Annotated in this window: 18 protein-coding genes; all 18 read left to right on the top strand. The window is 55.8% G+C overall.

The genetic code is table 11. The features are described 5' to 3' along the window. Nucleotide 1 precedes the first annotated feature (1 nt). A complete protein-coding gene (uvrB, locus tag ERD84_RS11825; protein ID WP_130039804.1) occupies nt 2–2,026 on the top strand; it encodes an excinuclease ABC subunit UvrB in 2,025 nt (674 codons plus the stop codon). A 396-nt stretch (nt 2,027–2,422) separates the two neighbouring features. Continuing rightward, complete coding sequence (locus tag ERD84_RS11820) at nt 2,423–2,914, top strand: low molecular weight protein-tyrosine-phosphatase (protein ID WP_130039803.1); 492 nt, start codon at nt 2,423–2,425, stop codon at nt 2,912–2,914. A gap of 124 nt (nt 2,915–3,038) precedes the next feature. Continuing rightward, a complete protein-coding gene (gene iscR / locus ERD84_RS11815) occupies nt 3,039–3,548 on the top strand; it encodes a Fe-S cluster assembly transcriptional regulator IscR (protein WP_130039802.1) in 510 nt (169 codons plus the stop codon). Between the two features lie 19 nt (nt 3,549–3,567). Beyond that, a complete protein-coding gene (locus ERD84_RS11810) occupies nt 3,568–4,779 on the top strand; it encodes an IscS subfamily cysteine desulfurase (protein WP_130039801.1) in 1,212 nt (403 codons plus the stop codon). Between the two features lie 18 nt (nt 4,780–4,797). Beyond that, nucleotides 4,798–5,184: an iron-sulfur cluster assembly scaffold protein gene (locus ERD84_RS11805; protein WP_130039800.1), complete on the top strand. Its 387-nt coding sequence runs from the start codon at nt 4,798–4,800 to the stop codon at nt 5,182–5,184. A 2-nt stretch (nt 5,185–5,186) separates the two neighbouring features. Continuing rightward, nucleotides 5,187–5,510 (top strand): iron-sulfur cluster assembly protein IscA, encoded by a 324-nt coding sequence (iscA, locus tag ERD84_RS11800; protein ID WP_130039799.1) that lies wholly within the window; start codon nt 5,187–5,189, stop codon nt 5,508–5,510. Nucleotides 5,511–7,273: 1,763 nt separating this feature from the next. Further along, complete coding sequence (locus ERD84_RS11795) at nt 7,274–11,266, top strand: autotransporter outer membrane beta-barrel domain-containing protein (protein ID WP_167667402.1); 3,993 nt, start codon at nt 7,274–7,276, stop codon at nt 11,264–11,266. Between the two features lie 401 nt (nt 11,267–11,667). Continuing rightward, a complete protein-coding gene (gene flhD, locus ERD84_RS11790) occupies nt 11,668–11,991 on the top strand; it encodes a flagellar transcriptional regulator FlhD (protein WP_130039797.1) in 324 nt (107 codons plus the stop codon). Nucleotides 11,992–12,002: 11 nt separating this feature from the next. Further along, on the top strand, nt 12,003–12,617 hold the full coding sequence (gene flhC, locus ERD84_RS11785) for a flagellar transcriptional regulator FlhC (RefSeq protein WP_130039796.1): 615 nt from the start codon (nt 12,003–12,005) through the stop codon (nt 12,615–12,617). 108 nt (nt 12,618–12,725) lie between these two features. Next, a complete protein-coding gene (gene motA / locus ERD84_RS11780) occupies nt 12,726–13,598 on the top strand; it encodes a flagellar motor stator protein MotA (protein ID WP_130039795.1) in 873 nt (290 codons plus the stop codon). A 9-nt stretch (nt 13,599–13,607) separates the two neighbouring features. Beyond that, a complete protein-coding gene (gene motB, locus ERD84_RS11775) occupies nt 13,608–14,540 on the top strand; it encodes a flagellar motor protein MotB (protein WP_130039794.1) in 933 nt (310 codons plus the stop codon). A 62-nt stretch (nt 14,541–14,602) separates the two neighbouring features. After that, complete coding sequence (cheA, locus tag ERD84_RS11770; RefSeq protein WP_130039793.1) at nt 14,603–16,669, top strand: chemotaxis protein CheA; 2,067 nt, start codon at nt 14,603–14,605, stop codon at nt 16,667–16,669. Nucleotides 16,670–16,696: 27 nt separating this feature from the next. Beyond that, nucleotides 16,697–17,197, top strand: a complete 501-nt coding sequence (locus ERD84_RS11765) for a chemotaxis protein CheW (protein WP_130039792.1) — start codon at nt 16,697–16,699, stop codon at nt 17,195–17,197. Nucleotides 17,198–17,251: 54 nt separating this feature from the next. Beyond that, a complete protein-coding gene (locus ERD84_RS11760) occupies nt 17,252–18,892 on the top strand; it encodes a methyl-accepting chemotaxis protein (protein WP_130039791.1) in 1,641 nt (546 codons plus the stop codon). Between the two features lie 3 nt (nt 18,893–18,895). Beyond that, the gene (locus ERD84_RS11755; RefSeq protein WP_180001955.1) at nt 18,896–19,735 is read left to right on the top strand and encodes a CheR family methyltransferase; all 840 of its coding nucleotides are present in this window, start codon (nt 18,896–18,898) and stop codon (nt 19,733–19,735) included. A 48-nt stretch (nt 19,736–19,783) separates the two neighbouring features. Then, a complete protein-coding gene (locus ERD84_RS11750; protein ID WP_130039790.1) occupies nt 19,784–20,839 on the top strand; it encodes a protein-glutamate methylesterase/protein-glutamine glutaminase in 1,056 nt (351 codons plus the stop codon). 42 nt (nt 20,840–20,881) lie between these two features. Next, nucleotides 20,882–21,271, top strand: coding sequence for a chemotaxis response regulator CheY (gene cheY / locus ERD84_RS11745; RefSeq protein ID WP_130039789.1), 390 nt, complete (start codon nt 20,882–20,884; stop codon nt 21,269–21,271). A gap of 9 nt (nt 21,272–21,280) precedes the next feature. Continuing rightward, complete coding sequence (gene cheZ, locus ERD84_RS11740; protein ID WP_180001954.1) at nt 21,281–21,928, top strand: protein phosphatase CheZ; 648 nt, start codon at nt 21,281–21,283, stop codon at nt 21,926–21,928. Nucleotides 21,929–21,936 lie beyond the last annotated feature (8 nt).

Here is a 21,936-nt window from a genome sequence, read left to right as displayed (position 1 = left end):
CATGACTGCAACAGCACCCGGTTTCGTCCAGTACCCCGACAGCCCGTTTCAGCTGTACCAGCCGTACCCGCCGGCAGGCGATCAGCCAGCAGCGATTGCCGCGTTGACCGAAGGCATCGACGATGGCTTGATGTACCAGACGCTGCTGGGTGTAACGGGCTCGGGCAAGACCTACACCATGGCTAATGTCATCGCCCGCACAGGGCGTCCAGCCATTGTCCTGGCGCCCAATAAAACGTTGGCGGCGCAGTTGTACGCCGAGATGCGCGAGTTTTTCCCGAACAATGCGGTTGAGTACTTCGTGTCGTACTACGATTATTACCAGCCTGAAGCCTATGTAGCAGCACGCGACTTATTCATTGAAAAAGACTCGTCCATCAACGAGCATATCGAGCAAATGCGTCTGTCGGCTACCAAAAGTCTGTTGGAGCGGCGCGACACGATAATTGTGGGTACGGTCTCCTGTATCTATGGTATAGGCAACCCGGGCGATTATCACGCCATGGTGCTCACGCTGCGTAGCGGCGATCGCATCGCCCGCCAGGAGCTGCTGGGGCGGCTGGTGGCCATGCAATACGAGCGCAACGATGTCGAGTTCACCCGCGGCGCCTTTCGGGCGCGGGGCGAAATCATCGATGTCTTTCCGGCCGAGCATGCCGAGCTGGCCTTGCGTATTACGCTGTTTGATGACGAAATCGAAACACTGGAAATGTTCGATCCGCTCACCGGCAAGATCAAGCAGAAAGTGCCTCGGTTTACGGTGTTTCCCAGTTCGCACTATGTAACCCCGCGTGAAACCGTGCTGCGGGCCATTGAAACCATCAAGGAAGAACTACGCGAACGATCCGCCATACTCGTGGCTGACGGCAAGCTGGTCGAAGCGCAGCGCCTGGAGCAGCGCACTCGCTTTGATCTGGAAATGCTGCAGGAACTGGGTTTTTGCAAAGGCATTGAAAACTACTCGCGTCATTTGTCTGGCGCGGCGCCGGGTGAACCGCCGCCCACACTTATTGACTACCTGCCGGCTGACGCCTTGATGTTTATCGACGAAAGCCACGTCACCATGGGCCAGCTCAGTGCCATGTATCGGGGCGACCGCTCGCGCAAGTCGACCCTGGTGCAGTTCGGCTTTCGCCTGCCGTCGGCCATGGACAACCGGCCCTTGCAGCTGGAAGAGTTCGAGCAGCGCATGCGCCAGTGCACGTTTGTGTCGGCCACGCCTGCCAACTACGAAAATGAGCACTCCGATAATGTGGTCGAGCAGGTGGTCCGACCCACGGGGTTGGTCGACCCGGTGGTCGAGGTTCGGCCGGCACTGACGCAGGTTGACGACTTGCTGGGTGAAATCAAGCTGCGCATCGCGGTACAAGAGCGTGTGCTGGTCACAACGCTAACCAAGCGCATGTCTGAAGACTTGACCGATTATCTGGCGGAGAGCGGCCTGAAGGTGCGCTATCTGCACTCCGACATTGATACGGTCGAACGGGTAGAGATCATCCGCGATCTGCGGTTGGGCGTGTTTGACGTGCTGGTGGGCATCAACCTGCTGCGCGAAGGCCTGGATATACCTGAAGTCTCGCTGGTGGCCATTCTGGATGCCGACAAAGAAGGATTCCTGCGCTCAGAGCGCAGTCTGATCCAGACCATGGGGCGGGCCGCGCGCAATCTGAACGGCAAAGCCATTTTGTATGCCGACCGCATTACCGACTCCATGCGTCGCGCCATGGACGAAACTGAAAGGCGTCGTCATAAACAGCTGGCTTTCAACAAAGAGCACGGCATTACCGCGCGCAGCGTCAACAAGGCAGTACGCGAAATGATTGATGGCGTCATGGTCGAGCCAAGCCAGGCTTCGGCAGCGGATCTGATCTCGCCCGACGTACTGCGCGACGACAAATCCCTGGCCAAGGAAATCAGGCGCCTCGAAAAGCTGATGATGGACCACGCCAAGAACCTGGAGTTTGAGCAGGCTGCCGCCGCTCGCGATGCTTTGAACCGCTTGAAGCAGCAAGCCTTGCTGACCTGAGGGCAGGCTGAAACCTTGCGGCGCTACTGGGTGCTGACTGATGAGTTGTAAATAAGGCATCAAAATGTTGGTATTAGCCAACGTTTTACATTCTTTAATTATGCTGTCATCTGGCTGGTTAGAGAATAAAGTCGGCCAAGTCTTGCTTTTGATAAACCTAGGGTTTACCATTAATTCTTTACGGGATTTTTGTTATTGCCTCAGCCTTGTTGCGCTGCATGAATATTGGCTCACAGAGCCGCACCGACTGGCTGTTTGAATTTTCAAAATACAAAGAAAAAACTGCTAAAGCCTTATGGTTTATAAGTTTTCTGGCTTGTCAAGACCGGCTTTTAACTTTATGCGGTGCTGCAAAAATCCTTGCCTTATAACGGGTTTTCCCTCACACTCTCGGCTATGATGACTAAGGTACTTTTCGTTTGCATGGGTAATATCTGTCGCTCACCGAGCGCAGAAGGTGTCTTTCGCCGTTTGGTCGACGAAGCGGGGCTTTCTGAGGTGGTCGGTACCGATTCGGCAGGCACCCACAATTTTCACATAGGCGAAGCGCCCGATGCGCGCGCCCAAGCCGCCGCGCGCAAGCGTGGCTACGAACTGTCGCACTGCGTGGCGCGCCAAATCTGTGCCGAAGATTTCCGCGAGTTCGACCTGATTCTGGCCATGGACTGGGAAAATCTTTCTGCATTGCAGCAGCAGTGCCCCAAAGTATACCAGCACAAATTAATGCTGCTTATGCGCTTTGCCAACGAGTTCGAAGAAGCCACTGTGCCCGACCCCTACTACGGCGGTCCAGAAGGCTTTGGCAAAGTTCTTGATTACCTGGAAGACGCCTGTCAGGGCGTAATGGAAATGGTGCGCAAGCGCGTGCTGCAATACCAGGCCGCCTGATCCCACCTTCATTTTTCACCTCAAAACCGTGCCTGGCACGGTTTTTTGTTGCGCTAATACCCAAGCGTTTTAGTCGGAAATTAGGTATACTGTACTAAATTAGTCGGGTATAAAGGAAATCACCATGCGTTTAACGACCAAAGGGCGTTTTGCGGTAACCGCCATGATCGATTTGGCCTTACGGCAACATAGTGGGCCGGTCACGCTTAGCGCTATCAGCCAGCGGCAAAATATCTCGTTGTCATACCTAGAGCAGCTATTCGGCAAATTGCGCCGACACGAGCTGGTCGACAGCATACGTGGCCCCGGCGGCGGCTACTCGCTGGCTCGGTTGGCGCGTAACATTACCGTGGCCGACATCATCTTCGCGGTCGACGAGCCTCTCGACGCCACCAGTTGCGGTGGCAAAGAAAACTGCAATGTAGGCCGCAACGGCAGCACCGGCAAATGCATGACACACGAACTCTGGTCCAATCTTAATCGTAAAATGGTGGACTATCTCGATTCCGTCTCTTTGCAAGACCTGGTCGACCAGCAGCGCATGCGGCAGCTGCACGAGGCCACGCAAGCGCAAAAGTCCAGCAACGTGCGGGTCAATCGTTCGCCCGATGTACTGATCGCGTCGGTCACGTAATACACTGAAGAAGGCTTTCATGAGTGCACGCCCGGTTTATCTAGACTATTCGGCCACCACGCCGGTTGACCCCCGCGTTGTCCAGAAAATGGTGCCCTGGCTGTACGAACAATTCGGCAACCCGGCCAGCAACAGTCACGCTTACGGCTGGGATGCCGAAGAGGCCGTTGAGGCCGCGCGTGCGCAGGTGGCGCAACTGGTTAACGCCGACCCGCGCGAGATCGTCTGGACCTCGGGTGCAACAGAATCCAATAACCTGGCCCTGAAGGGCGCGGCGCATTTCCATGCCGGCCGCGGCAAGCACATTATTACCCTCAAAACCGAGCACAAAGCGGTGCTCGACACCTGTAAAGAGCTAGAGCGCGAAGGCTTCCAGGTCAGCTATCTTGATGTGCAAGAAAACGGTCTGCTCGATGTAGACGTTCTCCGGGCGGCCCTGCGCGAAGACACCACGCTGGTGTCCGTCATGCTCGTCAATAACGAAATCGGCGTCATTCAAGACATTGCCGCCATAGGTGCCATCTGCCGCAGCAAAGGCATTGTGTTTCATGTGGACGCCGCCCAGGCTACCGGCAAGGTCGCCATAGACCTGCAGGCGCTCGACGTCGACCTCATGTCTTTTTCGGCCCACAAAACCTATGGTCCCAAAGGCGTGGGTGCCTTGTACACCCGGCGCAAGCCGCGCGTGCGCATCCAGGCGCAAATACATGGCGGCGGACACGAACGTGGTCTGCGCTCGGGCACGCTGCCCACCCACCAAATCGTCGGTATGGGCGAAGCCTTCCAGCTGGCCGGCCTTGAAATGGCCGCCGAAAACCAACGCCTGCGTGGTCTGCGCGACCGTCTATGGAAGGGCTTGTCGGCCATACCCGATATTTATCTGAACGGCGATCTGGCCCAGCGTGTGCCCCATAACCTGAACCTCAGCTTCAGTCATATCGAAGGCGAGGCACTGATCATGGGCCTGAAGGGGCTGGCTGTGTCCAGCGGCTCGGCCTGTACCTCGGCCAGCCTGGAGCCCTCGCACGTACTGCGTGCCCTGGGCCGCAACGACGAACTGGCTCATAGTTCGCTACGTCTGTCCATGGGGCGCTATACCACCGTAGAAGACATCGATTTCACCATCGCGCTCATTACCGCCCAGGTCGACAGACTGCGCCAGTTGTCGCCCTTGTGGGAAATGAAGCAAGACGGTATAGACTTGAATTCGGTGCAATGGGCCGCATATTAAGTAAACAAGGTTTGCAACATGGCGTATAGCGACAAAGTTCTGGATTACTACGAAAACCCGCGTAACGCGGGCGCGTTCGACCCAAACGACCCCCAGGTTGGTACTGGTATGGTCGGCACGCCCGCAAGTGGCGAAGTCATGCGGCTACAAATCAAAGTCCACCCCCAATCAGGTATCATTGATGATGCGCGGTTCAAGACTTATGGTTGCGGTTCGGCCATTGCCGCTACATCGCTGGCCACTGTCTGGGTCAAAGGCAAAACGCTAGACCAGGCGCTCGAAATCCGCAACACGCAAATCGCCCACGAGCTGGCGCTGCCGCCAGTAAAGATTCATTGTTCCATTCTGGCCCAGGACGCCATCGCGGCGGCCGTCCAGAACTACCGGAAAAAGCATCAGGAATAATCATGGGAATTACGCTTACACAGCAAGCGGCTGACCATATCAACCGCTACATCGAAAAACGAGGCAAAGGCCTGGGCCTGCGCCTGGCCGTCAAGACCACCGGCTGCTCGGGTCTGGCCTACAAACTGGAATACGTCGATGAACCTAATCCAAACGACCTATTGTGCGAACAATTGGGCGTACGGGTGTACATAGACCAAAAAAGCCTGCCTTTTGTGGATGGCACGCAGCTGGACTACGCCCGGGAAGGCCTGAACGAGGGCTTTAAATTCAGCAACCCCAATGAAAAAGCCAGCTGCGGGTGTGGTGAATCGTTTACGGTTTAATGAGGTGGTAGTTACATTATTTTCCTTGTGTTTAATTTGAATTTTGAACTTTAGTTTTCAAATAACACCGCTTATCCGTTGCTGAAAAGCGACGTCTTCCTGTAGAAACAAAAAAATCAGCCTGGATTTATTCCAGGCTTTTTTGCGCCTATGAAGGCGTAATTTCATGTTAATTAAAGGGTTATGCCCCAGTGCTGCAAGTGCTAAATAATATCTAATTATTATTTATATGGAGGCTGTTTCTAAAGGTGACTTTCGAATCTAGGTAATAACCCTAGGTCTGTGTTTTGTTGATTTACTTACAAAACGTGACTTTTGTATGGTTAAATTGCCGATAAGGATAAAAAATATTACATTTTTATCTGTAATGTTACGAACGCAATTACAACGTAAATGCTTTGGATATCGCACAGGGAGCGGGTATGAACAGGATTAGCTCAAAAAAGAGAGTGCTACAGACAACGGTGTTGGCAGCGGCATTATTTGGTGTTTATAGCGCAGCAACTGCGGAGACGACGACCCTACGGTGCTTGGCAGATGTGTGCACGCCTACGGATCGGGTGTCTGGGCAAAACTACAGCCGCTCAAGCGTGGGTTCTAACGAATGGGTTGTTTATTTTAATAATTCCACTCAAATCCTTGTCGGCGGTACCGTTACAGCCGACGGCACTAAAATGCGCGGCGTAGGCTCTGTTAATGGCTCAAATGTCACGTTGGAAGGCGTTGATATTTTAACAAATGCGCAAGCTGGCTTTGGAGCTCACGGCGCGCAAGCGTGGGATGACGGTGGGAAGTACAGCTATCTAACAATCAATGATGGTGTCATTACTACTGCCGGTCAATATAGTAACGGTGTGCAGGCCATCGAAGGCCTCGTTACGGGTACCGGCGTTACGATTAATGTCAATGGCCCTGGAAGCTTCGGTGCAGAAGCAGGGGCTGGTGGTACAGTCGATCTTAATGGTGGCGTCATTAACGTCTTTGGAGGTTCCAACTCCGCTGGCGTCCGTGCCTATAACGGCGGGATAGTGACGCTTGACGGTACCAACATCAACGCTACTGGTACCGGTGCTATCGGTTTGATGGTTGGCGATACGAACGGGGTTGGCGGGCCTGAAACTTCCGGCTCTGTTACATACAAGAACAGTACGGTGGACGCGAACGGCGATGCAGCTAAGGTTCGATTTGACAGCGAACTTGTTCTTGAAGGCGCAACGCTAATTTCTAATAATGCAAAAGGCCTTGTCGTAGATGGCGCAGGTAGTACTGCCATCGTTACTGGCACCGATATCACTGGCAAGACTCGTGGCATTCATGCGTTGAATGGTGGCTCAGTTTCTTTAACTGGGAACCCTTTAATTGGGAATGTCGTTAAAACTGGAATAAATTCAAGTAATAACTCTAGTACTGTCCATGCAGCAAGCGGTTCTTCCATTACTGCTAAAAATATTCAATTTATCGCTGAAACTAACGGCCTTGGCACTGGTGACCTTACAAATGTCGTGTGGGCAGACGGCGCGGGAACGACCGTTGACCTTACTGACGGTAGGGTAGATAACAATAACGCCAAATTTGGGCGTGGTTTACTAGCATCCACCAACGCTTCCATTTTTACAGACAACGTTGCAATAACTACTGCTGGTGAACTATCCAACGCTGTTCATGCGTATAGCGGTGCATCGACTGAGGATAAACCAGCAGATGCTCCCAAGATCGAATTGATTGGCGGCTCAGTAACTACATCCGGCCTTGAGTCTTATGGTTTGTTCGCGCAGAACATCGGTTCTGTTATCGAAGCATCGAGTGAGCTGACTGTAACGACCGATAAGGATTACTCGTACGCAGTCGTTGCCTACAACGGTGGCCATGTCCAGCTTACGGATGTCGAGATTGAGACAACTGGTTCGCACGGCCGCGGTATTTCCGTGGGACAAGTAAGTCCGACCCAGACTCCTGGATCGGTGCCTGTTCCAAACGTTGGCAGCTCAGTCGTCATGGTCGATACTGACGTGACTGTTGGCGGTGAGGGTACTAGCACAGGCAATATGACCTTTGGGGTTTATGCTAGCGGTGCTGGGTCTACTGTCAACACAACGCGCGGTCGCATCGCAGCTACTGGCGACAACTACACTCGTGGAATTCATGCAGCAAAGGGAGCCGAAGTAACAACCACGGATACAGCCATTTCCACCGCCGGCGTGAATTCTCATGTGGTTCACGCCTATGTGTCGGAAGTCGACGCTGAAGCCGGCCTTACGGATGATCAGATTCCAGTTATTACGCTTAATGGCGGTACTGTTACAGCTGGTGGCGATAAATCCTGGGGCCTGTATGCCCAGAATGGCGGTCAAATTATCAGTACGGCAAAGGTAACCACAGCAGGTGCCGGTGGCTTTGGCGCGTTCGCCGAGAATCAGTACGGTGCCGGCGAAACCAAAATTACGCTCAATGGTGGTTCGATTTTGACAACTGGCAGTGTGAACGAATGGGGTCACGGCGGTCATGGCGTCATCGCCAAGCATGCGGGCGGTATCGTTGAAGTTAACAATACTGCAATCACTATTGAAGGTGACCATTTTGAATATGTTGGTGAGGACGAGAGCACTCGGCTGAACAGAACGCAAGCGGCCGCGCTGCTGGCAGAGGTTGGGGGGCTGATCACCACGTCGGGGGCTACGATAACCACCACCGGCGACTGGGCCTTCGGTGCCTTGGCTGATGGCGTTAACGTCGATGGTGTTCGCTCCAAAATCATCATTGATCCAAACACCACCATCACCACTACGAAGATAGGCAGCAGTACCGTGTTTGCTCGCGACGGCGGGCAGATTGAAGTGACGGGCGCGACGCTGAAAACAGCTGGGCAAGATGCTCGTGGTCTGTATGCCCGAGGTTCAGATGCTAAAGTTACCGCCACTAATGTCACGGTTAATACCACGGGCCTGTATGGCCATGGCGCGTATGCTCGTCAAGGTGGCGATGTCAGTGTCACCAATAGCTTAATAACTACCTCTGGAGTCGAGGCAAGCGGCTTATATTCCCGTGATGGTTCTAAACTGACGGCTGATGGGGTCACGGTTGCCACTAAAGGTAATGGTGCACACGGTGCTTATGTTCGGAACGGTAGCGAGGCAATAATCACCGGTACAAACATCAGCACAGCCGGCGCGGGTGCTTCCGCATTGCATACCCGCTCTGATAGTGCAACCACTTCAGGTGGAAAAGCAACTGCCACCAATAGTCACTTCAAGACCACGGGCACCAATGCACATGGCGTAGTATTGCTGGGTGGCAGCTCGCTGAACATGACAGGCGGCAGCATTACGGCTACAGGTGCTGGTTCAGCAGGCATGCGTGTTCATAACCAAAGCACGGCCACTTTGAATGGCGTAACAGTCGTTGCGGCTGGTTCGTCACTGATTTCGAGCTTCAGCAATCCAGATCGGACCCAAACTATCAACATCGGCAGCGGTTCCGACCTGACGCAGAACGACGGCACCTTGCTGTTGGTCTCTCGCGAGACTACCGATGGCGTGGATGGTGGCGCGAATGGTACGGTCGCACTGAATCTGCAGTCTGGCTCGTTTTCGGCCGGTAACGTACTTGATGCAGCCGGCTCGAGGCAGGTAACCGTAACTAAAGCGTCCGATGCCTATTGGGCCGGTATCGTGATCGACAAGACCACTGTTGTTGTGCCTGACGGTGGTTCGCAAGACTACACCGATGAAGAGATCGACGGGAGCGTTGCGAGTGGTGAAGGTTCGACCATCACCTTCAATAACGGCGCCAATATCACCGGCAGCGTGTCGTCGGGTGCGGATTCCACGACTACATTTAGCGGCAATACGAACATCGGTGGCGACGTCGCCGGCCAGCAAGGTTCTAGCGCCAGCTTCAGTGGTGCTACGAGTATTGGTGGATCCGTCGCTGGTGCGCCAGGTTCCAGCTTTGCTTTCAGCGGCTCGTCCACCGACATTGGTGGCTCTGTCGCCGGCGTAGCGGGCGCGGCCTTCAGCTTTAGCGGCCCCACCAATATCGGCGGTAACGTGGTTGGGGATGGCGCGTCGTTCAACTTCGGCCAGGGCACACCGACGACGATTGCCGGTAACGTTGGTCTGAGCAACGGTTCAATCCTGAAAGGCGGTACAACCAGTGTACCCATCCAGATTGCCGGTGATGCACAAGTCGGTTCGGGTTCAACCTTGGGTGGCAACCTGAACATTGCTGGCATGGTCTCAGGTAGCGGTACGCTTGGCCCAGGTAACTCTATTGGTGTGCAAACCTACGGTTCGATCGGCGAGTTCACCGGTACCTATGCGGCTGAAGTGAACGCGGCAGGCCAGTCTGACCTGATCAGGATCGCTTCAGGCGATGCTGACCTGCGCGGCATTGATCTAGTGGTTGGGCAAGAGAACGGCACAGGCGGTTACAAGCTGAATCACGACTACACCATTGTAGAAACGGCGAAGGCCGACGGTATTAGTGCTGTGGAAGGTAACAAGTTTGCCAGTGAATCATTGGATGCTTCGTTTAACGGCGTACCGGTCAAGCTGGATGCGGCTAAGTTTGGCGACAACACGGTCAAGATCGTGCTATCGCCTGATACAGCAGCCATCGACGAGCTGCGCAAGGGCTGGACCAGCAACCAGAATGCCACATGGGATGGGTTGCTGTCGGCGGCTAGCGGTAATGCCTTATCCGGCGCAGTACTCAGTTCGCCCGACATGCAGGATGCCCTTAACCAATTGTCTGGCGAGCTGCACGGCAGCACGCAAACGGCCTTGCTGAACAACAGCCAGTTGGTCACACGTACACTGAGCAACCGCATGCGTGCGAACCTGGGTGCTGGCCTGCAAGCCGGTGCTCCGACAGCGCAAGCGTCGGGCGCGGTGGCTGGTTCCATGCCTACATCCAACGCCTACCCCTTGTGGGCACAGGTAGTGGGTAGCTGGACCGAGCTGGACGATGATGGCAATGCGGCCAAGGCCAAGAGCGACACAGCCGGCCTGTTCATCGGTGCCGACACCGAAGTGGGCAAGGGCTGGCGCGTGGGCGCAGCGCTGGGCTTTACCGATGGCGATGTGAAGGTCAATGACCGCAATTCCAAGTCTGATGTCACCAGCTACACAGCTGCGCTGTATGGTGGCAATAGCTGGAAGACGGCCAAGGGTCAGGTCAACTTCCTGGCCGGTGCCGCCTACACCACCAACGAAGTCGACAGCCGTCGCACCGTGACGGTGGGTGGTTCACAAACGCTCAAGGCTGACTACGACGTGAACACGACGCAGTTGTTCACCGAGTTGGGCTATGCCATTCCGGTGGGTCAGGCCAGCGTGGTCGAGCCCTACCTGGGCCTGGCGTGGATGAGCCAGAAGGCCAAGAGCTTTGACGAGGAGGGGGGTTCGGCAGCACTGCATGGCGATAGCCAGACGGACGATGTAACCACCTTCACGCTGGGTCTGCGTGGTGCGACCACCATCACCACAGGCAAGTCTGAAGCGCGCCTGATGGCGGGCTTGGGCTGGCGTCATGCTGCGGGTGATGTGGATGCCTCGCGTTCGATGTCCTTCATTCAGGGTGCGGGGGATGCCTTCCGCGTAGCCGGTGCACCGATCGCCAAGAACGCCGCGGTGGTGGACTTGGGTGCCGAGATGAACGTGGGCAAGAACACCGCACTGGGCCTGAGCTACAACGGCCAGTTCGGTAACGGTGTCAGCGACAACGCCGGTTCGGTGTACCTGCGCGTACGCTTCTAAGCCAGTAGCAGCTTGCGTCTTTAAGAGGGACGCATGCTGTTTGCACACGTTCTGCCTCCCCAAACAGGATGGCAGGGTGACCACAAATCAAAAGGCCGGTGTTACACCGGCCTTTGTTTTTTTGCCTGGTAATTGTTTGTTATATGTCACACTACTAGGAGATATTGTGTAACTTCTTGATATTGTCATGTAATTTTATATGAATATTTGATACCATCCATTTGTCCGTTTCTATGAAACAAATACATAGAAACCACTCAGTTTAGAAACATTTGTTGTTTTATGTTGCATTTTAAAAAAGCACGGGCTGGGTGTATCAATAGGAGGCGTATTCGCACGAATGCGCCCTGCTGGCCGGGCAGATTGTTGGCCCGGCTTCAGCGCTCACAGGAGATGGCTCAATGTCTGTCGCAGGCAACTCATTACTCAACGATATTCAAGAAGTCAATTTGTCGTACATGATGCTCGCTCAGCGTCTGCTGCGTGAGAATTTTGCCGCAGGTATGCTGCGTTTGGGTTTTGATTCTAATGTGGCCGAACTGGTCATGCGTCTTTCACCGGCGCAAATTGTAAAGCTGTCGGCGTCCAACGCCTTGTTGTGCAAGTTCCGTCTTAACGATTTCGAGCTGTTGTCGTCACTGACGCAAGATGTATTGGGCGGTGTGCTGCAACAAGCGCATTCCACCATACTGCTTTCCCAGCAGCCTGCCGAACAAGCAGTTTGAGCAGGTAGATCATGGCCACAAAAAGCGTTGCTCGGGAAGCCGAAGACATCATCCTGGCTACCGATATGATCCGCCTGGGTGCTCGTTTGCAAGTGTTGCAGGCGGAAACCAGCTTAAGTTACGATCGTCTTGCCCGTTTGTACCGGGAGGTCAAGGGGGTTTCGCCACCCAAGGGTATGCTGCCGTTTTCGGTGGATTGGTTCATGACTTGGCTGCCCAATATTCATTCCAGCATGTTCTATAGTCTGTATCGATTCATGGACGGGAATACGGCGGCCATGAAAGCGCATGCCTTGGTCGAGGCGTATCGCTTATATCTGGAGCAGGCCACGGCGGGCAAGGGTGAGGGCAGCGACGATGAGGCTGTGCTGAGCTTCACGCGGGCATGGATGCTGATCCGCTTCTTTGATAGCAATCTGGTGCAGCTGTCTTATTGTGTGCGTTGCAAAGGCGGGTTCGTGTCACATGCGCACGATCCGCAAAATGACTTTGTCTGCGCCATTTGCCGTCCTCCGCCCCGTGCAGGAAAAACCCGCGCTCGTTCACAGCGCTTGTCTTCCAATCCCGCCCAGGCGCTGCGCAATGCGCGCAAGGCGGCGGGCCAGGCAGGTGCCTCTGCCGGCTAGTCTGCCCGCAGAGCGGGGATTTAGCCTCGAAAACACCCTTTGACGATCGCTTTTGTATGGGCTGAATGCGGCGATCATATAGCCTCCGTGCAAATTGAAGGCGTGTCCGTGTTTATTGTCCTAGGGTTCCTGATTGTTTTCGTTTCGGTGTTCGGCAGCTTTGTCATGCTGGGCGGGCACCTGGGCGCTTTGTACCAGCCCTTTGAATTCGTGCTGATCGCCGGAGCGGCGGTGGGCGCTTATATTGCCTCCAGCAGCGGCAAATCGGTCAAGTTGCTGTTTTCGTCGCTGCCCATCGCCTTTCGTAAGAGTCCGTACAGCAAGGAGCTGTACATGGAGCTGATGGCCTTGCTGTATGTGTTGCTGAACAAGGCCAGGCGCGATGGCTTGATGGCAATCGAGAAAGATATTGAAGAGCCTGAATCCAGCCCCGTTTTCGCCGAGTATCCGCGCATCCTGCGTGATGAAAATCTGATGGAGTTCATTACCGATTACATGCGCCTGATGATCAGCGGCAACATGAGCTCTTTCGAAATCGAAACCCTGATGGACCAGGAAATCGAAACGCATTTCCAGGAACGCAGTGTGCCTTCCAACGCCCTGCGGGCGGTTGCCGATGCTTTGCCGGCTTTCGGTATTGTGGCTGCCGTGCTGGGCGTGATCAAGGCGCTGGCCTCGGTGGACCAGCCGCCCGCCATCCTGGCCGATCTGATCTCCAAGGCCATGGTCGGAACTTTTCTGGGGGTACTGCTGGCTTATGGTTTTGTGTCGCCGTTCGCGTCGTCCATCGAGCGACGCTCGGTCGCGTCCATGAAAGTGCTCGAGTGCATCAAGGTGACCTTGCTGGCCAGCATGAATGGCTACCCGCCGCAATTGGCGGTCGAGTTTGGGCGCAAGGTACTGTATTCCTATGCGCGTCCATCGTTCATGGAACTCGAAAGCCATGTCCGGCAAACACGCTCGGCAAGTAAAAAGGCGTAGGTTGCTTGCATGAAGAATCACGAGCCGCGCATTGTCATCCGGCGCAAACGGTCTCACGCAGGCGTCAAGCATAACGACAGCTGGAAAATTGCCTATGCCGACTTTGTGACGGCCATGATGGCTTTCTTCCTGGTGATGTGGCTGGTGGCCTTGGTGCCACAGAAAGATCTGCAGGAAATGGCCGAGTATTTTCGTATGCCGTTGATGACGGCAGTGAAGGGTGGGCCCAAGAACGAAACGGGCAGCAGTGTGATCCCGTCGGGTGATTCCAGCATTATTCCAAACCCCAGTCCTATTGCTTCTCGCGGTGATGCGCATACCGAGGGAGATCTGCGTGACGTTCAACGCCTGGAGAACCTGAAGGCCGAACTCGAGATACTGATAGAAACCGATCCGGTTTTGCGGCAGTTCCGGCCGCAGTTGCTGCTGGATATGACGCCCGACGGCTTGCGCATCCAGATTATCGATAAGCAGAATCGGCCCATGTTTGCGACTGGCAGCGCGCAGGTGCAGTCGTATATGCGCGACATACTGCGCCAGCTTGGTCCAACCTTCAATCGTTTGCCCAATTCCATCAGCATCGCGGGACATACCGACTCTGTTCAATATGCCTCGGGTGAGCGCGAATACAGCAATTGGGAGCTGTCGGCTGATCGGGCCAATGCGGCGCGCCAGGAGCTGGTGGCAGGCGGCATGGGCGAGAGCAAGATCAAGCGAGTGCTGGGCTTGTCTTCATCGGTGAGCCTGATTAAAGATAATCCGGCCGCTGCCGTTAACCGGCGTATCAGCATTGTTGTACTGAATCAACGTGCCGAGCGACGTATTGATGAGCAGAATGCTTCCGGTGAGTCGAGTGCTGATGTGCAAGAGCTGTTGGCCCCGATTCCGGGCCCGGCGCTGCAACTGCCGGGCATTCCCGGGCTGCCCGTTCCCATGCGCTAGCCCGGTCCGTGCCGGCGGCATGTACGATTTATTGGACAGCTCTACAGGAAAAGGAAGTAAGCATGAGTACGGGCGTCGACCTCAGCCAGTTTTTCGAAACCTTCTTCGATGAGGCGGAGGAGCTGCTTTCCGATATGGAGCAGTGTTTGCTGGCGCTGGATATCGATGACCCCGATATTGGCCAGCTTAATGCCATTTTTCGTGCGGCGCACTCCATCAAGGGCGGTGCGGGTACCTTCGGCTGTTTCGGCCACCTTGCCGATACGACGCATTTGCTGGAAAACCTGCTGGATGCCATCAGGCAGGGCGAGATGCCTTTGCGCAAAGACATGATAGATCTCTTTCTGGAAACCAAAGATGTGCTGACAGATCAAGTTGCCGCCTACCGCGGTGCTCAAGAACCCGACGTGGCCGCCTACGACCGTATTTGTGCCCAGTTGCGCGAACTGGCGCTGGAGCAGGCCGGGCAAGCGCTCGAGCCCGGCCCGGCGTCCATGCCTGGCGCAACGCCGGCGCCTGCTTCTGAGCCATCGCTGGCGCCCGGCTCCGCGCCTGCCGCCTCAGCTCCAGAGACGGCGGCCACTTTACCCTTATGCATCAGTCTGAGCCGGGTGAACTGCAAAGATGCCGACGCGCTGGCAGCCGAAATGGCTTTGCTGGGGCAGGTGTTGCACCAGGAACGTGACGGAGACAGTCTGAGCATATGGCTGGACACGACGGCGTCCGCCGATGACCTGGAGGCTGTTTGTTGTTTTATCGTTAGCGCTGATCAAGTCAGTGTGATGCGGCTTGAATTGCCGGTAGCCGCCTTGGTGGCTAAGGATCAGATACCACCAGCATCTGCTCCTGCCACGCCCGCGCCGCCAGTTTCAGAACCCGCGCCGTCAGAGTCTGCGGCCTCAGAATCTGTAGTGTCCGGTAAGCCGGCCACTTCGCAGAAAGCAGCAGCACCGTCCAGCAGCACCATACGCGTCGGAGTCGAAAAAGTCGACCAGATCATCAACTTGGTCGGTGAACTGGTGATTACTCAGGCCATGTTGGTGCAGCGTTCGTCTACGCTGGATCCCGTCTTGCACGACAGGCTGCTCAACGGCATAGAGCAACTGGAGCGCAATGCCCGCGACCTTCAGGAAGCGGTGATGTCCATACGCATGATGCCCATGGACTATGTGTTCAGCCGCTTCCCACGGGTCGTGCGCGAAAGTGCCACCAAGATGAACAAGCGTATCAGGCTGACCACGCATGGTCAGGCCACTGAGCTGGACAAGAGCCTGATCGAACGCATTATCGATCCACTGACTCACCTGGTTCGCAACAGTATCGACCACGGTATCGAAACGCCCGAGGCTCGTGCTGCCGCCGGCAAGGACCCCGAGGGACACATGATGTTGTCTGCGCAGCACCATGGCGGCCAGATCGTCATCGAGGTGTCTGACGATGGCGCCGGCCTGAACCGTGAGCGCATTCTCAAGAAAGCTATGGCGCAAGGTATGGCGGTTAGCGAGCATACGCCCGACGAAGAGCTGTGGCAGCTGATCTTTGCGCCGGGTTTCTCTACGGCCGAAAAGGTTACCGATATTTCCGGGCGCGGCGTTGGCATGGATGTCGTCAGGCGGAACATCCAGGGCATGGGCGGCCATATACAGTTGGCGTCCCGTCCCGGTCAGGGCACGACCACGCGCATCATCCTGCCGCTTACGCTGGCTATCCTGGATGGCATGTCGGTCAAGGTAGGAGAAGAAACCTTTATTCTGCCGCTCAGTCATGTCACCGAATCCATGCAGCCGTCGGCTGAACAGATACGCAGCATTTCCGATACCGAACATGTGCTGCATGTGCGGGGCGAGTACCTGCCTTTGGTGGCCTTGCACAAAGTCTTTGCGGTGGATGACGCCGTTACGGATATCACTCGCTCCATTGCCGTGATCCTGCAGGCCGAGGACGTACGCTTTGCCTTGTTGGTCGATCATCTCATCGGGCAGCACCAGGTGGTAGTCAAGAATCTTGAATCAAATTATCGAAAGATACCCGGCGTGTCTGCTGCCACCATTCTGGGCGATGGCAGTGTGGCGCTGATTGTGGACGTCTTTGCCCTGATGCGCGTCACGCGCGACAAAACCACGATCTAACGACTAACTGAAGTTTCGGAGAAAGTAATGTTCACCAAGTTCGAATCCAACACCGAGCACGCCGATACTACCGGGCAGGAGTTTCTGGTCTTTACGCTGGCCGCGCAGGAATATGGCATAGACATCCTGAAGGTGCAGGAAATTCGCGGTTACGACGCGCAAACCGTTACACGCATTGCCAACGTGCCGTCTTTTATCAAGGGCGTCACCAATTTGCGCGGCATCATCGTTCCTATCGTGGATATGCGCATCAAGTTCAATCTTGAAAGTGTCGAGTACAACCACGAGACGGTGGTGGTGATCCTGAACCTGAATTCCAGGGTGGTGGGCGTGGTCGTCGATGGCGTGTCCGATGTACTGATGCTGCAGCAGTCGCAAGTAAGCGCCGCGCCGCAGTTCGGCACGGCGTTTTCCACCGAGTACCTGATGGGCATAGGCACGCTGGGCGAGCGCATGCTCATTCTTGTCGATATTGAAAAACTTATGACCAGCGAAGAAATGGCTTTGGTCGAAACGGCGGTTATCTAGATGATGGGCACGGCACCGGTGCTGTGGCGCGCATCACCTGGGTATAAGGTTCACATGCGAAAGTTCAAGTTTTTCACCAACATGAAGATACGCAGCAGCCTGATTCTGGTGCTGGTTTTCTTTTTGATGATGTTGTTGGCTGGTGCGGCACTGGGCGTGTTGTCGCTGCAGGCAAACCACAAGGCACTGGACAAAATCGTTATGAACCAGCGTCTGGGCGCCAGCTTGTACTCGGTGATTGATAACTACAAGAACGTCCAGACGATATTGGGCCGGGCAGTGACCAGCTATATGGTCAATAGCGACCAGCAAAGCTATGCGATTGCCAGCGAATGGGGCGGCATGGGCGGCAATTCCGCCGCTTCGGCCCTTAGCGATGAGTCACGGGCACTGATAGAAGAAGCCCGCCAGCAATATGATCAATCGCTGGTGCGCTTTGCCGGCTATCGCGAGATGGCCGCCAAGGCGCTCGACCCGGAAAAGCGTTACGCGCGAGTGATCGACGGCTATCAAACGCTGATGGAAGGAGGCGTGCTGCCCTTGCTCGATCTGCTTACGCAGGGCAAGGTTGCCGAGTACCATGAGTTTCTGGGCGGCACCACGCTGTTCCTGGAAGAAGATCTTTACAGCGCCCTGGGCAGTCTCGAGTCTTATCAAAAAGATCTGATCGACCGCACTTATCAAAGCGAGGACGAGCATTACACGCTGGTGCTGCAGCTGGTTGGCGCCGCCATGGCGGTGTGCGTGTTGATTGCATTGCTGACTTATATGTTCCTGGGCCGCATGGTATTGCGTCCCTTGCGAGAAGCGGGCCGTCACTTCGACCGCATCGCCAACGGTGATCTGACGCAGCGCGTCGAGGTCAGGTCGCATAACGAAATCGGGGTGCTGTACGAGGCCTTGCGCCGGATGCAGGAAAGCCTGACGCGCACGGTCAGCACGGTGCGCGAAGGGGTGGAAGAGATCACGTTGGGCTCGCGCGAGATCTTCATGGGCAATACCGACCTGAGCAGCCGCACCGAGCAGCAGGCGGCCTCGCTGCAAGAGACGGCGGCCAGCATGGAGCAGCTGGCATCCACGGTACGCATGAACACGGACAACGCCTTGCAGGCCGATGCCTTGGCCAAGGGTGCCTCGGACGTGGCCGAGCGTGGTGGCCAGGCGGTCTCGATGGTGGTGAATACCATGGGTGAAATTTCGGCCAGTTCGCACAAGATGGCCGAGATCGTAGGGGTGATCGACGGTATAGCATTTCAGACGAATATTCTGGCGCTCAATGCCGCGGTCGAGGCAGCGCGCGCCGGCGAGCAGGGCAAAGGCTTTGCCGTGGTGGCGGGCGAGGTGCGTTCGCTGGCGCAGCGCAGTGCGCAGGCGGCCAAAGAGATCAAGGGCTTGATTGAAGAGTCGCAGCACAAGGTCGAGGCGGGCGCGCAGCAGGCGGGCCAGGCGGGCGAGGTGATGCGCGAGGTGGTCGGCTCGGTGCAGGGTGTGACGACCATCATGGGCGAGATTGCATCGGCCTCGCACGAGCAGTCCGACGGGATCGAGCAGGTCAATCAGGCGGTTACACAGATGGATGGGGTGGTGCAGCAGAATGCGGCACTGGTCGAGGAGGCCGCTGCGGCGGCCGGTTCATTGCAAGAGCAGGCCTCGCGCCTGGCCCAGGCGGTAGCCGTTTTCAAGCTGACCACATAAATCATGTCATCCCTGGCGCAGTCCATCTTCACTATGCCCGACCTGCCCGAGGTCGGGCCTAAGGATTTCGAGCGCGCCGCGCGTATCTTGCATAAACGCGCCGGCATTGTGCTTGGCGAACATAAGCGCGAGATGGCCGAGCGCGTACTGGCCACGCGAGCCAGGGCGATGAAACTGGAGGAGGTTCGACTCTACCTGGATTACCTGGAGCAAAACCCACAGTCCGGTCAGTGGGAGGTCTTTGTCAACACCTTTACCATCAACCATACGGCTTTCTTTCGAGAGCAGCATCATTTCGACATATTGGCCAAATTTGCGCAGTCCAGAAAGAAGCCGTTTTCGGTATGGTGCTGTGCCAGCTCCACGGGCGAGGAGCCTTATTCAATTGCCATGACCCTGCGCGAGAGTCGCGCGGTGCCCGACACTGAGGTGTCGATTCTGGCGACGGATATCGATACGCGTGCCGCGGCGGCTGCCTACGAGGGCGTGTATTCGGATGAGCGCGCCAAAGCCGTGCCCGAAGCCTATCTGCACAAGTATTTCTATCGGGGAATCGGCCGTCGGACAGGCATGGTGTGCGTCAAGCCCATCTTGCGCAATATGATCGATTTCGACGTCGTGAATCTGTTGTCGCCGGATTGGCCGACGGAGCAGAAGTTCGATGCCATCTTCTGTCGCAACACCATGATTTATTTTGATAGGGCCACACAAACCAAGCTGCTCGAACGCTTTGCAAGCGTGATCAAGCCCGGCGGCCTGCTGTTCGTGGGTCATTCCGAGAACTTTACCTATTTGACCAAGGCTTTTCGCCTGCAGGGACAAACCGTCTATGTTGCGACTTGAAGCCTATGATCGTCGCCGGCAATGCCGCGTTGCGTCGATACTGAGCATATGAAGAAAATACGTGTTTTGTGCGTGGACGATTCTGCGCTGGTGCGGAGCTTGATGGCTGAAATCATCAACAGCCAGGCCGATATGGAAGTGGTGGCGTCAGCGCCAGACCCACTGATCGCCCGCGAACTGATCAAGCAGCATAATCCGGATGTGCTGACACTGGATGTCGAAATGCCGCGCATGGATGGCCTGGATTTTCTGGAACGCCTGATGCGCCTGCGCCCCATGCCCGTGGTGATGGTGTCGTCGCTGACCGAACGCAATTCGGAAGTCACACTGCGCGCGCTGGAGTTGGGTGCGGTCGACTTTGTGACCAAGCCCAAGCTGGGCCTGCGTGATGGCCTGATGGAATATAGCCTGCTGATCGCCGACAAGATTCGAGCGGCCGCTCACTCCAGGCCTCGCAATGCGGCGCCAGCGGCCACAGCAGCGTCACGCCAGCGTTTGACGTATGTTTTTTCAGGCACTGAAAAACTGGTGATGATAGGGGCTTCCACCGGTGGTACCGAAGCCATACGTCAGGTGCTGGAACCCTTGCCGGCCAACAGCCCGGCCATCATGATCACTCAGCATATGCCGGCGGGCTTTACCAAGTCTTTTGTGCAGCGGCTGGACAGCCTGTGCGCCGTGCAGGTGCACGAGGCCGAGGACGGTCAGCGTGTGCTGCCGGGACATGTCTATCTGGCACCCGGCGGTATCGCCCATATGAAATTGGCCCGGTCGGGGGCCAATTATGTCGTCAAGCTGGAGTATACCGATCCGGTCAACCGGCATCGGCCGTCAGTAGATGTGCTGTTTCATTCGGCGGCCCAGGTGGCAGGCAGGAATGCAGTGGGCGCCATACTGACCGGCATGGGCAAGGACGGCGCCCTGGGATTGCTGGCCATGAGGCAGGCGGGTGCGCAGACTTTTGCCCAGGACGAGGCAAGTTGCGTTGTATTCGGTATGCCGCGCGAGGCATTGCACATTGGTGCAACAGACGTCGCGGTGCCTTTGTCGGAAATGAGTGCGCGCATATTGGCAAGCGCGGGCTCTTATGGTCACCGGGTATAGGCTTTGCGCCGACCGGTGGTTCAATATTTTGGAGAATGATCAGTGGTACAGAAATCCATGAAGATACTGGTGGTTGATGATTTTCCGACCATGCGTCGTATCATCAAAAACCTGCTCAAAGACCTTGGGTTTGACAACGTCGATGAAGCTGAGGATGGCGTAATGGGCCTCGAGAAACTGCGCAACGGCAGTTTCGATTTTGTGGTCTCGGACTGGAATATGCCTAATATGGATGGTCTGGACATGCTCAAGCATATACGGGCCGACGCCGCGCTGGCTGGGTTGCCTGTGTTGATGGTAACGGCTGAAGCCAAGAAGGAAAACATTATCGCCGCTGCGCAAGCTGGTGCCAGTGGCTATGTAGTCAAGCCTTTTACCGCCGCAACACTCGAAGAGAAACTGAACAAGATCTTCGAGAAAATCGGATCATAAGGAGACCTCATGGACACCCCAGACAAACCCATGGGCCTGCCGGCGAATTTTGATGCGTCGAATGATCTGATTCATCGTATTGCATCACTTACGCGCATGCTGCGCGAAAGCATGCGCGAGCTTGGCCTGGATCAGGCGATCAAGGATGCAGCGTATGCCATTCCCGACGCACGTGATCGTCTGCATTATGTGGCACGCATGACCGAACAGGCGGCTAATCGTGTGCTGAATGCAGCCGAGCATGTGCAGCCCTTGCAGGAAACCCTGCAGCGCGATGCGCAGGTGCTGGACGCTCGCTGGCAAGCATGGTTCGATCATCCTGTGGAGCTGGACGAGGCGCGTGAACTGGTCGACGACACCCGGGCAATGCTCAAGAGTGTTCCTGAAACCACACAGGATACCCAGGCTAAGCTGCTCGAGATCATCATGGCGCAGGACTTCCAGGATCTTACTGGCCAGGTCATCAAGCGCATGCTGGGCGTGATTTCAGCCATCGAAACAGAGCTGGTGCAGGTTCTTATCGATAACGTTCCACAAGACAAGCGCGAAGAGGCCGTCTCTTTGTTGAATGGCCCCGAAGTCAACCCGCAAGGAAAAATCGATGTGGTCACCAGTCAGGACCAGGTCGACGATCTGCTGGCCAACCTGGGGTTTTGAGCCGCCTT

Source organism: Pollutimonas harenae, assembly GCF_004153685.1.
GTDB classification, from domain to species: Bacteria; Pseudomonadota; Gammaproteobacteria; order Burkholderiales; family Burkholderiaceae_B; genus Pusillimonas_C; species Pusillimonas_C harenae.
The sequence above is the reverse complement of the archived record's forward strand: the minus strand, read 5'-3'. Positions and strand labels throughout refer to the sequence as shown.

What these genes read in the sequence shown, in the direction of transcription:
- uvrB (WP_130039804.1), top strand. Translation starts at nt 2, where the DNA reads ATGACTGCAACAGCACCCGGTTTCGTCCAGTACCCCGACAGCCCGTTT.
- ERD84_RS11820 (WP_130039803.1), top strand. Translation starts at nt 2,423, where the DNA reads ATGATGACTAAGGTACTTTTCGTTTGCATGGGTAATATCTGTCGCTCA.
- iscR (WP_130039802.1), top strand. Translation starts at nt 3,039, where the DNA reads ATGCGTTTAACGACCAAAGGGCGTTTTGCGGTAACCGCCATGATCGAT.
- ERD84_RS11810 (WP_130039801.1), top strand. Translation starts at nt 3,568, where the DNA reads ATGAGTGCACGCCCGGTTTATCTAGACTATTCGGCCACCACGCCGGTT.
- ERD84_RS11805 (WP_130039800.1), top strand. Translation starts at nt 4,798, where the DNA reads ATGGCGTATAGCGACAAAGTTCTGGATTACTACGAAAACCCGCGTAAC.
- iscA (WP_130039799.1), top strand. Translation starts at nt 5,187, where the DNA reads ATGGGAATTACGCTTACACAGCAAGCGGCTGACCATATCAACCGCTAC.
- flhD (WP_130039797.1), top strand. Translation starts at nt 11,668, where the DNA reads ATGTCTGTCGCAGGCAACTCATTACTCAACGATATTCAAGAAGTCAAT.
- flhC (WP_130039796.1), top strand. Translation starts at nt 12,003, where the DNA reads ATGGCCACAAAAAGCGTTGCTCGGGAAGCCGAAGACATCATCCTGGCT.
- motB (WP_130039794.1), top strand. Translation starts at nt 13,608, where the DNA reads ATGAAGAATCACGAGCCGCGCATTGTCATCCGGCGCAAACGGTCTCAC.
- cheA (WP_130039793.1), top strand. Translation starts at nt 14,603, where the DNA reads ATGAGTACGGGCGTCGACCTCAGCCAGTTTTTCGAAACCTTCTTCGAT.
- ERD84_RS11765 (WP_130039792.1), top strand. Translation starts at nt 16,697, where the DNA reads ATGTTCACCAAGTTCGAATCCAACACCGAGCACGCCGATACTACCGGG.
- ERD84_RS11760 (WP_130039791.1), top strand. Translation starts at nt 17,252, where the DNA reads ATGCGAAAGTTCAAGTTTTTCACCAACATGAAGATACGCAGCAGCCTG.
- ERD84_RS11755 (WP_180001955.1), top strand. Translation starts at nt 18,896, where the DNA reads ATGTCATCCCTGGCGCAGTCCATCTTCACTATGCCCGACCTGCCCGAG.
- ERD84_RS11750 (WP_130039790.1), top strand. Translation starts at nt 19,784, where the DNA reads ATGAAGAAAATACGTGTTTTGTGCGTGGACGATTCTGCGCTGGTGCGG.
- cheZ (WP_180001954.1), top strand. Translation starts at nt 21,281, where the DNA reads ATGGACACCCCAGACAAACCCATGGGCCTGCCGGCGAATTTTGATGCG.